Here is a 14813-nt window from a genome sequence, read left to right as displayed (position 1 = left end):
AGCTGCTAGCCATAACTTATAGAAAACCGTACCGCAAACCGACACAGGTGGACAAGTAGAGCATACTAAGGCGCATGAGAGAACTCGGGTGAAGGAACTAGGCAAAATGGTACCGTAACTTCGGGAGAAGGTACGCCCTTGATTGTGAGTCATTACGCATGACGAAGCAGTTGAGGGTCGCAGAGACCAGGTGGCTGCGACTGTTTATTAAAAACACAGCACTCTGCAAATTCGTAAGAAGACGTATAGGGTGTGACGCCTGCCCGGTGCCGGAAGGTTAATTGATGGGGTTATTCCTTTGGGAAGAAGCTCTTGATCGAAGCCCCGGTAAACGGCGGCCGTAACTATAACGGTCCTAAGGTAGCGAAATTCCTTGTCGGGTAAGTTCCGACCTGCACGAATGGCGTAACGATGGCCACACTGTCTCCACCCGAGACTCAGTGAAATTGAAATCGCTGTGAAGATGCAGTGTACCCGCGGCTAGACGGAAAGACCCCGTGAACCTTTACTATAGTTTTGCACTGGACTTTGATGATGACTGTGTAGGATAGGTGGGAGGCTAAGAAGTGTGGACGCTAGTTCACATGGAGCCAACCTTGAAATACCACCCTGTTATCATTGAGGTTCTAACTTAGGCGAGTGAATCCTCGTCAAGGACAGTGCATGATGGGTAGTTTGACTGGGGCGGTCTCCTCCCAAAGAGTAACGGAGGAGCACAAAGGTACCCTCGGTACGGTCGGACATCGTACCAAGAGTGTAAAGGCAAAAGGGTGCTTGACTGCGAGAGCGACGGCTCGAGCAGGTACGAAAGTAGGTCTTAGTGATCCGGTGGTTCTGAATGGAAGGGCCATCGCTCAACGGATAAAAGGTACTCCGGGGATAACAGGCTGATACCGCCCAAGAGTTCATATCGACGGCGGTGTTTGGCACCTCGATGTCGGCTCATCACATCCTGGGGCTGAAGCAGGTCCCAAGGGTATGGCTGTTCGCCATTTAAAGTGGTACGCGAGCTGGGTTTAGAACGTCGTGAGACAGTTCGGTCCCTATCTGCCGTGGGCGTAGGAAAATTGAGAGGAGCTGCTCCTAGTACGAGAGGACCGGAGTGGACGAACCTCTGGTGTACCGGTTGTGACGCCAGTTGCATTGCCGGGTAGCTAAGTTCGGACGGGATAACCGCTGAAAGCATCTAAGCGGGAAGCCTCCCTCAAGATGAGTTTTCCCATGAAGCCCGTTGAAGACGACGACGTTGATAGGCAAGGTGTGGAAGTACGGTAACGTATGAAGCTAACTTGTACTAATTGGCTGATTGTCTTGACCATATAACCTGAAGTGCTGTAAACAAGCAACTGACGGCTTAGGTCACACATAAATGCTTGTGACTCGTTAATCTTTACCAGGCTGTTAATCAGCCTTACCGGTTTTCCTGGCGACCATAGCGGTTTGGAACCACCTGACTCCATCTCGAACTCAGTAGTGAAACAGACCAGCGCCAATGATAGTGTGGGGTTTCCCCATGTGAAAGTAGGTCATCGCCAGGGCTTTATACTTGAAAGCGGCTTTAAGCCGCTTTTTTTATGCTTATTAGCACAGATTTTTTCTTTAAGTATTTTGCAGCAGTTTTCCGTCCTTGCCTAAATTTTTTAAAGGCTTCTACTTAAATTTTTATTTCCATAGATTATTTTTTTTCTTTGCCTTCAATTATTCTATAAATGATTTTCTTATTGGTTTATAATGCCCAAAAATTTGTTTCTTATTAGGAAGTTCTTATCTAATTTGTTTAAACAAGCCGATAGTAAGTTCCTTTACTTTTTGGTTAATTATTAAGAAGCTAAACATTGCTAAAGATGAGAAGTATTTATTACATGTAGATAATTTATTAGAACTTACTGTAATATGGAATCAACCAGCTTATGGGATAATAGCTTGCATGTTAGTTCGTCGTCTTCAGGAATTTATTCAAGTTGTATCTTTAAACGAGGCTAGCTTAAACTTCGCCGATCTAACATTTTTAAATTTTCTAAAAACAAATTTTTCTTCATTGGAACCGTCTCAAGCACTCTCTAATTATGAAATTACATTAATTGAGTCTGCTTTTATACAACGTTGGAATCATATAGTTAATAATATAAAGGATGATTATACTATATTACCATTTGCTCCATCTAATGAATGGATCGCCTTGGCTAAGTCCTTAGGCAAAGAATTGAGAAAACCATTTTTAACTATATTAATTTCTGGTGCAGAACTTGCTCGGGATTTTGATTTAAATGAAATAGAAGATTTAAATAATATATATTTAGGTCATGATGATAAAACGATTTGCTCAGTTACAAGCCTCCTTCATAAACTACGGCAGTCAGTTAATACTCTTGTCAAAGATGGAAAATTTGATAATCATCCGTCTTTGACAATTAAAGAGTTATATCGCTTATGTAGCAAAGAGCATGCTAACAAAGAAGAACTAAGCTTTAAAAATTATTTTATCGATGAAATACTACCTGTTTGGCATTCAGATTGCGTAAAGATCGAATTAACTTCCGCTTTATGTGAAGTGATTCACACTTATTTTGATTGTGAAGAGGCTCAAGATTTTGCTAAATTTAAAATAGCATTTAAAAATTTTTGTAATTACTTAAATACATTTGCACCTGAAGATATCAACGCGCTTTATAGTATTTATATTGAATATGAACAAAATAAAGTCTACTTAGCCGAGATTTTAATTGATTGTTTTGCAAATCCAGAACTAGAAGATTTAGCAAAGAAATTAAATATAGTACTAGATAAGATTTATAGTACTCATTCCCCTTCTTTTTTAAAAAATAAGCTTTTTGAGCGCCCAATTCAAACGAAACATTATTTTGAATTTCATAATTTGCAAGAATTACTAAGTGCTTTATCATTAACAATTCTTCCTGCATTTAGCTCAAAAGCCTCCGTATTTAAACATAAGTTCTTAAGCCAAAATACATTTAACTCTACTCAGTTAGAAGAGTTAAGTGATTTATTATCTATGAATTGGCAGAAAATTATCTATAACTCTGACAATTTATTATTACAAGAAGATAAGAGTGGATTGACTATTTGGCATTGCTTAGTAAGACAATTTGCGCCGACTTGGAAGGCAACAGGTCAACTGCCAAGACAATTACTACCAGATTTGTTAACTGTTATTGAAGCATATTTTCAAAGTATAGAATTAGATAATAAGTCTCAGTTAAAAAGGGCTATTATTGATTTTATTAATGCACTGAAATTTAGCAACTTAGAAGATGTAAATTATCTTTATAGTGTGTTGTTTAAAGTAAGAGGTAAACAGTTCTATCTGCTGGAGTTATTAATTGAGCTTTTACAACCCACAACGAACTTAACACCAAAATTAAAAGCAGTTGCTCAATGGATTTATGAGTTAGATCATTCTTTAATAGGAAAACAGAATCAACTTGCTTCTGTTTATCAGACACTACAAGCCGGCGCTTATTATAAACTTTCTAAATTAGAATCCTTAGTTAACGCTTTATCAACTGAATCACTCTCTATCGTATTAAAAGAGAAAATAACCAAGCTTAAGCAATCTATACGAGCTAAAGAAAAAATCAATCAAAAACTGATAATGGAAATTGTAGAGATTTTTAGTTTAAGATGGCAAGAAATTTCTGATAAAAGGCTTGATTATACGCGTTTAGTGGATGGGGCTAATAAATCGTGGATATCGCTAGCACAGTATTTAGAAGGTGCCGGGCTTATTAATTTTTTAAACCCGCCAATATACTATAAATTATTAATTCCTACGTTAACCCATCACTTAGATTTTGTAACAGAAGAAAAACTTACAGTTTACCCATTAACCTATTATATTGTTTCTGAGCAAGGTGACGAGCTTATCTTTTTGCCAAACTGCATCAATAATTTTAAATATCGTAAAACATTTTATAACTGTAATCATTTTAAACCGTTTACTTCACTTGAGAAAGAACGAATAAAGCAATCTCTACCACATTTTGTAAATTGTTTTAATGAGGCTGAGGAAGAAAAACATGAGGTGCCAGCTAGTCGCAAAACAGTGCTGGAAGTAAAAAAGCTAGTGGAAGGCACTTTATATCCTGAGGGTTTATATTTAGGTAATAATATTACCGAGTCTCAATTGGATTGCGCCGAAAATAGTTATGCAGAATTTTTAGTCTATTTAAATAGTCTACCAGAGGAAGAAAGGTTACATCTGTTAAATCAAACAATTTTCTTTGAAGGACGAAAGATCACTTTTTTAGAAGTTTTAGAACAAGTTTTAGATAAAGGGGAATGTCTTGTCGTTTACGCCCAATATTTTTTAAAGTTTTTAATTGATTATGATCCTTTTGTACGATTCCCCGTTGAATGGGAACATAAAGTGCGTATAGATCCTCTTAGATTGCAATCTGCACAGAAAGTTTACAGTGATTATAATTATATAAGTTCTGAGGAAGCTATAAAAAGAATATTGATTTTATGTGTATCAGTAATGACTCATAATTTTAAATATCTTCCGCTAACAGGCAGTTCTTTATCACTTTGGGATCGCTCTAATACAATTACTAAAACGGGCAAGGATATAATGAGCCTAATAAAAAGGGCAATAGTTACAGGCAATTTCACTCAAGCTCGTTTTATCTATGCTTCATTAATAGAAGCTATTATTAAACCTGCCTCTATTAATGATGGTTTTAGAGTTACCTTTATGCGTTATACAGATACTATGGATTGGTTAAATAAAATTATTGATGAAACTCTATTTAAACAAAATACTATTACGTGTTTTGAACCTGATACATTGTTAATGGTCTTATGGTCTTACAACAACAGGAGTAGTAGGGTCGGATTGCAAATTGAATCTTTCTTAGAAGAGATTATTCTAACCCAACTTCAAGAGCAGAATGATTATCTTAAATGGATACGTATTAATATAAAATTTTCTGAATTTTTAAAAGAAATACCTAAAGAAGATAGTGATGAAATTTTAAGCCAACTAAGGGAAAAGGTTGAGCCTATTCCGCCTAGTACATTATTACAAACTATACGAGATTTTATGATTCATCGCATGGCTTGGCAAGTCGCTCGTACATCAAAGAATTTCGGGATTTTTAAAGATTCATCGATAAATACTATCTTTTATCAAGATTTAGCAAAGCGCTTCCATCAAGAATTGGATGCGTTTAATTTTCAAGGCCAAGCATGGTATGAACTACCAACTATTTTAGAAAAAATTGCCAGAAGAGTTTTGCCTAATTTTGAAATGACTTCATTACCGAGATATTTTAGTAAACTTGCCACAAATATTCCTTTTCTTGAAACTAGTCAAGACGAAGAGGAAATGTATCTTAATAGTTCTGTAATGCCAACTGTGCTTTGATTTTAAGTAAGTTTTCATACCGGCTTAGCGAGACATGCCCTTGTTTAACGGCATCGATTAAAGCGCAACCAGGATTATCTCGATGATTACAGTTACGAAATTTACAGTGTGATGCTAATTCTCTAAATTCACGAAATCCATGAATAGCTTCGGCAGCAGAAATATTACTTAAACTAAAATCACGCACCCCCGGAGAATCAATGAGCGCACCGCCTTGTGGAAGGTGATAAAATCGGGAGTTACTTGTTGTATGGCATCCAAGCTCAGATAATTCTGAAATTGCTGCTACTTGAATTTTTTCATGAGGTAATATTTTTTCTATAAGTGAGGATTTTCCTACACCAGATTGACCTACAAATACATTAACGTGATCACGTAATGCTTGCTGTAATATTAAATAGCTATTTAAATCTTCTTTAGAAGTAAATAAAAGATTATAGCCTAATGGTTGATAATGATTAATTAATTCTTGCCGTAAAGATAAGCAAGATAAATCTACTTTATTCAGTACAATTTGTACTTGTAGTTGCAAATTTTCAGCCATAACCAAATAGCTATCAAGCAGCATCCAACTAATAGCAGGTTTTGGTGCCACGACAATAAATACTTGCGAGATATTAGCAGCAATTGGTTTATGCTCATCACGTTTATCAGTACGCGTTAGAATTGTTTTACGTGGATAGCGGCTTAAAACAACACCTTGATCAATACCCGTTGATTGCCAAACAACGCGATCACCTGCAACTAAAGAATCAATATTAGGGCGAATAGAGCAGTGAAATCGTTTTCCCTTATTATCCTCAACTTCAGCGTGCCGGCTAAAGCGGGAAATAATAAGGCCATCTTCATGATTGGAAGAATCAATATGAGGCTGTTGGTAACTCGCTTGGATTCTTTGAACACGAGCAGTCTGTTGTTTATTAAGTCGTCTTTTACCCATAATTAAAATGTAGCCTATCCATTAGCCCTCTTAACTAACCTGTTTATTTCACGTGATTGCTGTGTTGCAAGGATTTCTCCGGTGCTCATTTACGCTATGTAAACTCCGCTCCTCAAAACCCTTGCGCCTTGCACTCACGCAAAATAAACAGGTTAGGCAAGAGGTCTGTTGTAAACTTAAATATTAAAAATTTGTACATTATGAGGCCAAAATGCTATAAAGTACAAGTTAGACAGATTATTTAATACAGTCAAGCCAATCGGTTATAAAGGTTTATCAATGAAAATTTACTTAGTAGGAGGCGCTGTCCGCGATCAGCTACTTAATTATCCTATTAAAGAGCGTGATTGGGTAGTAATAGGTGCTACACCCTCTTTAATGAAAAAACAGGGTTACCAACAAGTTGGTCGTGATTTTCCAGTTTTTTTGCATCCCACCACACGTGAAGAATATGCCTTGGCTCGCCAAGAACGAAAAACTGCGCCAGGTTATTATGGGTTTACTTGTGATTTTGATGAGCATGTCACTTTAGAAGAGGATTTAAAGCGGCGAGATTTAACAATAAATGCTATCGCAATGGATGATACTGGCAATATTATTGATCCCTTTGGTGGTGTTAATGACATTAAAGCTAAAAAGCTTCGCCATGTTTCTGAGTCTTTTATTGAAGATCCCGTCCGCGTTTTACGCGTTGCACGTTTTGCAGCCCGTTATCATCATTTAGGTTTTCAATTAGCTGAAGAAACTCGGCTGCTTATGTATAAAATGGTGAAAGAGGGCGAACTAAATTATCTTGTACCGGAAAGAGTATGGCAAGAATGGCATCGTAGCTTAAGTGAGAAAAATCCTGAAGTGTTTATTAAAACATTACGTGAATGCGATGCTTTAGGTGTTGTATTGCCGGAATTAGACGCTTTATTTGGTATTCCCAATCCACCTCAATATCATCCTGAGATCGATAGTGGTGTACATACTCTTTTGGTTTTGCAAGCCGCTGCCTTAGCTACAACTGAACCAATGGTTCGCTTTGCTGCCCTTTTACATGATTTAGGTAAAGCACTAAGCCCTATGACTAAATGGCCAAGCCATCATGGGCATGAAGAAAGAGGAATAAAGGTTATTGAATCTTTATGCCAACGTTTACGTATTCCAGCTAATTACCGTAAGTTAGCAATCATGGGATCAAAATTTCATCTTAATATTCATCGGCTAGTTGAGCTTAAAGCGAAAACTATTGTCAAAATATTAGAGCAAACTGATGCTTTTCGTAGGCCTAATATATTTGAACAACTTTTAAAGGTATGTAAGGCAGACTTACAAGGTCGTGGTAAAATAGTAGATTATCCGCAAGAAGAAAGGTGGCAATATATACTTAATGAATGTTTAAAAATTTCTGCGCAGGCTGTAATTGCAGAAGGTTATCAAGGTGTAGCAATTAAAGAAGAACTCTATAAACGACGTACGGCTTGCACTGAGTTAATTATAAAATCTTGGAATAAAGAATGAAAAGTAATAATAATTTAATTTGGATAGATCTAGAAATGACTGGCCTTGAGCCAGAGAAAGACAAAATTATTGAGATAGCAACTGTTGTTACGGATCTACATTTAAATATTTTAGCAGAAGGACCTGTCATTGCTATTAATCAATCCGAAGAGATAATGTCTAATATGGATGAGTGGAATACAAGGCAGCATAATCAATCTGGTTTAGTAAAACGCGTCCTTGAGTCTAATATTACCGAAGTGATCGCTGAACAACAAACGATTGAATTTTTAAAAAAATATATTAATAAAGGCAAGTCACCCATGTGTGGTAATAGCATTTGCCAGGATAGACGGTTTTTATATAAATATATGCCGGAATTGGCAGCATTTTTTCATTATCGTAATTTAGACGTCAGCACTTTAAAAGAGTTAGTCAAGCGCTGGCAGCCTAAGCTCATTGATGGAGCAACAAAAGAATCAAAACATTTAGCTTTAGACGATATAAAAGATTCTATTGCTGAATTAGTTTATTATCGACAACATTTTATTAATTTACCGAGCAAAGATCATGATCAATCGTGAACAATTAATTCTTCCTAATGGGGCAGATAAGTTGCTACTGCACTCGTGTTGTGCGCCGTGCTCAGGGGAAGTAATGGAAGCGTTAATTTTTTCTAAAATTAATTTTTCCATTTTTTTCTATAATCCTAATATTCATCCTGTACAAGAGTATGAAATTAGAAAGCAAGAAAATATTGCGTTTGCCGAGAAGCACAATATTCCTTTTATTGATGCAGATTATGATAAAGATAACTGGTTTGCTCGAGCAAAGGGCTTAGAATGGGAGCCAGAACGTGGTAAACGCTGCAGTATGTGTTTTGATATGCGTTTTGAGCGCACGGCTCTTTATGCATATGAGCATGGTTTTCCTGTCATTAGTAGTTCATTAGGTATTTCACGCTGGAAGGATATGAATCAAATTAATGACTCAGGGATAAGAGCTGCAGACCGCTATCCAGGACTGATATATTGGACTTATAACTGGCGTAAAAATGATGGCGCTGCGCGTATGTATGAAATCGCTAAGCGGGAAAATTTTTATAAACAAGAGTACTGTGGTTGCGTTTATTCCTTACGTGATACCAATAGTTGGCGAAAGAAAAATGATAGAGAGAGAATTAAAATTGGCATTAATTATTATGGTAATGAGCAAGAGTAAACCTCTTTTCAAACCGCTATTAATGGCCAATCGGTGCTGAAAAAATACTTTCAAAGCCTGTCTCCATGTAGATAGGGATGCTCTTGTACTACTTGACACAGTTACTTTTTCAGCCCTTTTTCACTAGACTTTACCTCGTTCACTGACGGTTTGGAAAGAGGCCTAGTTTTAAACGTTAGGAGCATTTATGAGTAAACAGCATGAGCATCATCATGATCATCATGGTCAACATAGTCATCATCATGGGGTACCAGCTACCTTTAATAGCGCATTTTTAATTGCCATTAGTGCTAATGGGGCCTTTGTTATTTTTCAAATTATTTTTTCTTTTCTGGCTAATTCTACCAGTTTACTTGCAGATGCTGTACATAATTTGGGAGATGTACTAGGACTAGTTTTAGCTTGGATAGCTAATGGATTATTAAAAAAATTACCGACTCAAAAAGCTACTTATGGCATGAAGAAAACTTCTATCTTAGCCGCACTAGCTAATGGTATTATGTTAGTGTTTACCTGCGGTATTATTGCAACCGAGGCAATGTATAAATTGTTTTCTCCTTCTCAAGTGCATGCAGGTTCCGTGATGCTCGTTGCTGCTATTGGGATTTTAATCAATGGTTCTACAGCTATCTTATTTTTACGTGGTTCAAATGATTTAAATATTCGTGCCGCATTTTTACATCTACTTTATGATGCTTTAATTTCTGTAGGCGTTGTTATTGCAGCAGCAATTATCTATCTAACAGGATGGTTATGGATTGATCCCATCGTTGGCTTACTGATTGCTCTTATTATTATTAAAGGAACATGGTCACTATTTAAAGATAGTTTTAGATTAATTATTGATGGCGTTCCGAGGACTATCTCTTGGTTTGAAGTATCAGAATCGTTAAAGGCAATAGAGGGTGTTGAACAGGTGCATGATTTACATATATGGGCGTTGAGCACCCAAGAAAATGCACTTTCTGTTCACCTGTATATGCCTGAGATTTCTTTAACAGATCCTTCTCGTCAGCACTTAGTTCAAATGCTTAAAGAAAAATATAATATTCACCACGCCACAATTCAGGTCGAGCAGAACTTAAAATTTTGTGATGACGCTTGTGCGACACAGGATTTAAAATAATATCTGTCTTATAGAAAATTTAACTAAATTTATAGCTAATTAATTAAGTTAAATATAGATAATTTTAATTAGTGATATTGGACTTATATTTGGATGGGTTTTTATGAAAAAGATCTGGCTTAGTATAGGCTTTCTAACGGTTTATGCTTTAATTTGCCTTATTATTTTTGATTGGCACTATTTTTTTATTTTATGTTATCGCTCTGGTGCTGGTATTTTTACAAAATTTCACTCTTTTAGACTTACCTCAGGCTGTCTTCCCTGGGCTTTCTTGGTAATATTTTTTACTTGGATAATACTCTTTTTATTAACAAAGTTTATCGTGTGGATTTTTAAGGCTTTTCTTAAGAGACCAGCATCCCTTAGACTAAACATTGCCATCGTTTTTTTAATTACCTGGCTATTACATTTTATAAAGCCCCTTCAACTCGTTACTTAAGTTACATATTATCATTCAAGATGATTACCTATAATACGGAAGGTAGTTTAAAGAGATCGCGGTTATAGTTAAATTGTTCTTCAGTATTTTTTTGTGCTAATTGTAGCCCTTCACGATAAGCTTTGCAGGCTTGCAATTGCTCTCCAAATCGTTCATGCAATTTACCTATCTCAATATAAGCGTCTGGAGTAGGTATTAAAGATAAGCTTTTTTCAATATAGCTTCTTGCTTTGCCCCATAAATGATTAGATGAGCTAAGGCGGCCCAAACATACATATAAAACAGCTGAGTTAGGATATTTTTTTAGTAGTGATTCTGCAAATTTTAATTGCTCTTCATTGATATAAAATTGGCCATATAATGACACTAATTTATCGTCATACTGCTTTCGCAAACAACGTCTTAAAATTGCTTCCGCTAATTCATACTGCTGTTTCTGTAATAAATACCTACAATAACAAGCCATCAATTCTGGATCGTTTTTTAGTGGTTTTGGCAATTGTTGAACTAGTGTTTCTAGCGCATCAGTTTGGGAAAATTTAATTAAATCAGACATGGCTTGCAAATAGGTGTGTTGTCGCAGACGCTCAAAATTGTCGCCAGTTACTATTTGGTTGCGCTTTAATTCAGGTAAAATACTAATTAGTTGAGGCCAATCACGGACTTCTTGATAAAGATACATTAATAATTTTAATACATAAGGATGATGTGGGGTTAGGCTTTGTAAGTGCCTTAAAGTAGCTAGAGCTTGTTCCCATTGTTGGTTAGCTAATTGCAATTGCGCTTGAGTTAATTCGACAGCTACTTTTGCTTCAGGCATGGATTGTTGTGCTTCACGTAAATATTTGTCCCTTAATTGATAGTCCCCTAATTCTTGAGCCGCACGCGCAGCGGTTAAATAATTTAAGAGGGGCGCGTCAGTATCGGGTAGGGCTTTAATTAAATGGTTTTTAGCAGACTGCCAATAACCTTCACTAAACTCGATTAAACCTTGGCGAGTTTTAGCTTGTGCTTTTTGTGTACGACGCTTAGTTTTCCAGCGATGATAACGCTCTGGAAAATGGCCAAGGCGACTTATTAAAAGTAAGATAAAATGGAATAAGATAAAACTTAATAATAAGCCTATAATCGCCACACCTAATGTTGTTTCTACTGTCCAGTGATTAAGAGCAATCAATAAATAACCTGGATCATGACTTAGTTGGATACCTAGCCAAATAGCTAATATAAGAACAATAATAATGGATAAAAGGCGAATAATCATTGTTCTCCTCCTGTAGCAGAGGCTGGAGCAGGTGCTACAGTAGGAATAGTGGGCCTTGTTCTAGTTTCAATATATTGGTTAAGAAGCACTAAGGGTTTATCAACGATCGGTTTGGGATAATCTAATTTCTGTTGTTGTAACTGTTGTAAGTTTTTAAGAAGTGCTTGTGTATTAGCTGCGCCTTGATCAAAGGTGTTTTTTATTGCTGTTATAGCTTGATTTAACGCTTGCTCATATACTTTTGTATTTTTTTGTAAGACAGCCCATTGTGCTTCTTGCAGATTCATACGAATGACTTCACGCAATAAAGATTGGTGGAGAGGTGAATAAATTGGCTGAGCAGCGCCTTCGTGCCGACGCACTACAACTAATTTTTTCAAATACGACAAACTATTATTAAACTGGCCTCGCCAACCAGAATTATCTGTCGTAGGGGTTGAAGTAGTTTGCTGACTATTAATTAAACTTTGTTGCAATGGTAATTGCATAACCATTGATTGAGCCGCATCAAGTTGGCTTAACAGGCCTGCTGTGTCAACATTTGGTAACGCTTTTATCTTACTAATTTCTTGCGCTATAGCTTGTCTAACTGAAAATAACTGTTGTTCAGGTATATCTTGTAAAACCTGATCAGCTTGTTGTAATAATGCGGCTGTTGTTTGTTGATCTTCTCCCCAATGGGCATTTAATTGTACTAATTCTAAATAATAGCGTGCTTTTAAAAGCAACCAATCTTGATTTTGAAAAAAGCGCTGTTTTAGCGCATTCTGCAAGCTATTATCCAATTTATTTATATGATTAGTTAAATTATTTTGTAAGTTTTGGAATTTTTTAGTACGGGTATTAATAAGTAGGGAATTTTTTTGTAATTGGCTTTTCAGTATTCTAATTTGATCAGCCATATCGATTTGTTGTTGAATCTGGAAGGCTTTTAATTGCGAATTTTGATAAAAAGAAAGTGCGGCTAATAATAAAGAAATTAATGTTAAAACAAGTAAGCCAATGTGCCACCCATTAATATTACGAACACCATTGTTTTTAGAGGTTACAGTTTCATTAACCTTAGTAGACTTACTTATGGGTTTTTCTGCTTTTAAAGACGATTGATTTAGTTCCTCATTATTATTCATGAGTAAATCCTTTGTTAAATTGACTGAGTTTCTCTAATATAGTGTCAGGGCTACTAATTATAATATTTTGCATACCTAATGAAGATGCGGCGGCCGCTAAGCGCTTACTAATCACTAAGCAAGGTAAATTCTTAAGCCAAGAATGAGCTGGTTCCTCAAACATAGAAAAGATATTTTGCATCGCTTCTTGACTTGTAAACAGTATAATATCCACCGTTTTATTATGCCACCATGTTTTTAAAAGCGTTGGATCTATTAAAGGTACTTCACGTCGATAGACTATCAGTTCAATTAATTTTGCGCCACGTGCTTTTAGAGTTTGAGGAATTAATATGCGACCACCTTCACCTTTAAATAAGAGAATAATATCTTTATTAACATGTTGTAATGAAGGTAAGGCCAATAAATGCTCGCTATCAGCAGTGATAGGAATATTTTTAACAGTAATGGCATGTTGTATTAATTGATTTGCTGTACTTTTTCCTACTGCTGTTACTTCAATGTGATTAGGCCAAACAATTTTTTGTTCGGCAAATATTTTAAAAGCGTAATTAACAGCATTAACGCTAGTAAAAATAGCATGTTTAACTGTATCTAAATTAGGTAGGGCTTGTAACCATTCTATTTTAGTAGGAACAATCCTTAATGCAGGGCAGTTTAGTGCTATTCCACCAGCCTGATGAATTGCTATGCTTAAAGCTTTACCTTGTTCAATAGGTCTTGTGTTTAAAACACGTAAACCCTGCAATGAACTGTGATTTAATTTATTAATCATGACATAGCAAGTAGTTCACGAGCCCCTTTTTCTAATAATTTATCGACTACTTGATTGGCTAAAGAGAGGAATTGAGCCTTTTCTCCTTCTTGTTCTTCATAAATGTTAGTTTGACCATCTAAGCTTAAAACTTTAGCTCTCAATAATAAATTATCTTTGCTACTCTCTTGACAAAAAACAGCCAGGGGGACATGGCAATTACCGCCTAATAAACGATTAACCTCTCGTTCTGCATAAACACAAGTTGCAGTTAAAGAATCATTTAATTCTTGAATAATATTTACGAGCTCTTCATCATCACTACGAGCCTCAATACCTAAAGCGCCTTGTCCACATGCCGGTAGCATCCAAGAGTCGGGTAGTTTTTCCGTAATAATATGTTCCATATCCATGCGAATTAAACCAGCTGCTGCAAGGATAATGCCGTCATACTCGCCACTATATAATTTATTTAAACGCGTGTTTACATTACCTCGTAAAACTTTCACTGTTAAATCCGGGCGATAAGCTAATAATTGTGATTGCCTTCTTAAGCTCGCTGTACCAATAATACTTTCAGCTGGAAGTTCTGCTAAAGGGCAACCAGTACGGCTAATAAAAACATCAAATGGATTTTCACGCTTACAAATAGCCATTAATCCTAAACCAGCGGGTAACTCAGCTGGGACGTCTTTCATAGAGTGAACAGCTAAATCAGCACGCTTATCTAATAAAGCTTCCTCCAGCTCTTTAACAAATAAACCTTTGCCACCTACACTTTGTAGTTTACCTTTACTAAATTTATCACCGGAAGTCACCAAAGGTAATAATTCAATGGTGATATCTGGCTGTTTAGCTTTAATTAAACTAGCAACAAAATTAGCTTGCCAAAGCGCAAGTGGGCTTTCTCGTGTTGCAATGTGCAATAAATTTCTAGGCATAATTATAAACAACCAAAGGTTACAAAAAAGTAACATTTTAATCACCTATGGTTTAACAATAAAGAAATAATTATTAAAAGTTTTAATTAATTTATAAAAATACTTCTGTGTATATTTGAAAAATATG

Annotated in this window: 10 protein-coding genes and 2 rRNA genes (1 of these 12 cut by a window edge); 7 read left to right on the top strand and 5 right to left on the bottom strand. The window is 36.1% G+C overall.

Going from position 1 to position 14813, the window contains the following annotated elements; genetic code table 11:
- The 3 genes from DYH30_RS13405 to DYH30_RS13395 all read left to right on the top strand — a co-directional run.
- Positions 1-1319: ribosomal RNA gene (locus DYH30_RS13405) — 23S ribosomal RNA — on the top strand; it begins 1584 nt to the left of the window's first position.
- A 103-nt stretch (positions 1320-1422) separates the two neighbouring features.
- Positions 1423-1538 (top strand): 5S ribosomal RNA (gene rrf / locus DYH30_RS13400).
- A gap of 389 nt (positions 1539-1927) precedes the next feature.
- Complete coding sequence (locus tag DYH30_RS13395) at positions 1928-5386, top strand: hypothetical protein (RefSeq protein ID WP_115332135.1); 3459 nt, start codon at positions 1928-1930, stop codon at positions 5384-5386.
- Here the strand turns inward: DYH30_RS13395 and rsgA are convergent.
- The gene (gene rsgA, locus DYH30_RS13390; RefSeq protein WP_115332134.1) at positions 5355-6326 is read right to left on the bottom strand and encodes a ribosome small subunit-dependent GTPase A; all 972 of its coding nucleotides are present in this window, start codon (positions 6324-6326) and stop codon (positions 5355-5357) included. The genes DYH30_RS13395 and rsgA overlap by 32 nt on opposite strands.
- Positions 6327-6605: 279 nt before the next feature.
- Between rsgA and DYH30_RS13385 the strand changes: the two genes are divergently transcribed.
- The 4 genes from DYH30_RS13385 to DYH30_RS13370 all read left to right on the top strand — a co-directional run bounded on the left by DYH30_RS13385 (position 6606) and on the right by DYH30_RS13370 (position 10158).
- Positions 6606-7832 (top strand): multifunctional CCA addition/repair protein, encoded by a 1227-nt coding sequence (locus tag DYH30_RS13385; protein WP_115332133.1) that lies wholly within the window; start codon positions 6606-6608, stop codon positions 7830-7832.
- Positions 7829-8395: an oligoribonuclease gene (orn, locus tag DYH30_RS13380; RefSeq protein WP_115332132.1), complete on the top strand. Its 567-nt coding sequence runs from the start codon at positions 7829-7831 to the stop codon at positions 8393-8395. Before DYH30_RS13385 ends, orn begins: the two co-directional genes overlap by 4 nt.
- Entirely contained in the window at positions 8382-9032 is a 651-nt protein-coding gene (locus DYH30_RS13375) for an epoxyqueuosine reductase QueH (RefSeq protein WP_115332131.1), read from the top strand. Before orn ends, DYH30_RS13375 begins: the two co-directional genes overlap by 14 nt.
- A 187-nt stretch (positions 9033-9219) precedes the next feature.
- Entirely contained in the window at positions 9220-10158 is a 939-nt protein-coding gene (locus DYH30_RS13370) for a cation diffusion facilitator family transporter (protein WP_115332130.1), read from the top strand.
- Between the two features lie 467 nt (positions 10159-10625).
- Here DYH30_RS13370 and DYH30_RS13360 read toward each other — a convergent pair whose 3' ends face one another.
- The 4 genes from DYH30_RS13360 to hemC are packed head-to-tail and all read right to left on the bottom strand — an operon-like array spanning position 10626 to position 14686.
- Positions 10626-11858 carry a heme biosynthesis HemY N-terminal domain-containing protein gene (locus tag DYH30_RS13360; RefSeq protein WP_115332587.1) on the bottom strand — a complete coding sequence of 411 codons (1233 nt, stop codon included), beginning with the start codon at positions 11856-11858 and terminating at the stop codon, positions 10626-10628.
- Entirely contained in the window at positions 11858-12991 is a 1134-nt protein-coding gene (locus tag DYH30_RS13355) for a uroporphyrinogen-III C-methyltransferase (RefSeq protein ID WP_115332128.1), read from the bottom strand. Before DYH30_RS13355 ends, DYH30_RS13360 begins: the two co-directional genes overlap by 1 nt.
- Entirely contained in the window at positions 12984-13766 is a 783-nt protein-coding gene (locus DYH30_RS13350; protein WP_115332127.1) for a uroporphyrinogen-III synthase, read from the bottom strand. Before DYH30_RS13350 ends, DYH30_RS13355 begins: the two co-directional genes overlap by 8 nt.
- Positions 13763-14686 carry a hydroxymethylbilane synthase gene (hemC, locus tag DYH30_RS13345; RefSeq protein WP_115332586.1) on the bottom strand — a complete coding sequence of 308 codons (924 nt, stop codon included), beginning with the start codon at positions 14684-14686 and terminating at the stop codon, positions 13763-13765. Before hemC ends, DYH30_RS13350 begins: the two co-directional genes overlap by 4 nt.
- Positions 14687-14813 lie beyond the last annotated feature (127 nt).

This window comes from Legionella busanensis (genome assembly GCF_900461525.1).
Lineage (GTDB): Bacteria > Pseudomonadota > Gammaproteobacteria > Legionellales > Legionellaceae > Legionella_C > Legionella_C busanensis.
Note: the sequence above shows the minus strand (reverse complement) of the source record. Positions and strands in the feature narration are given on the sequence as shown.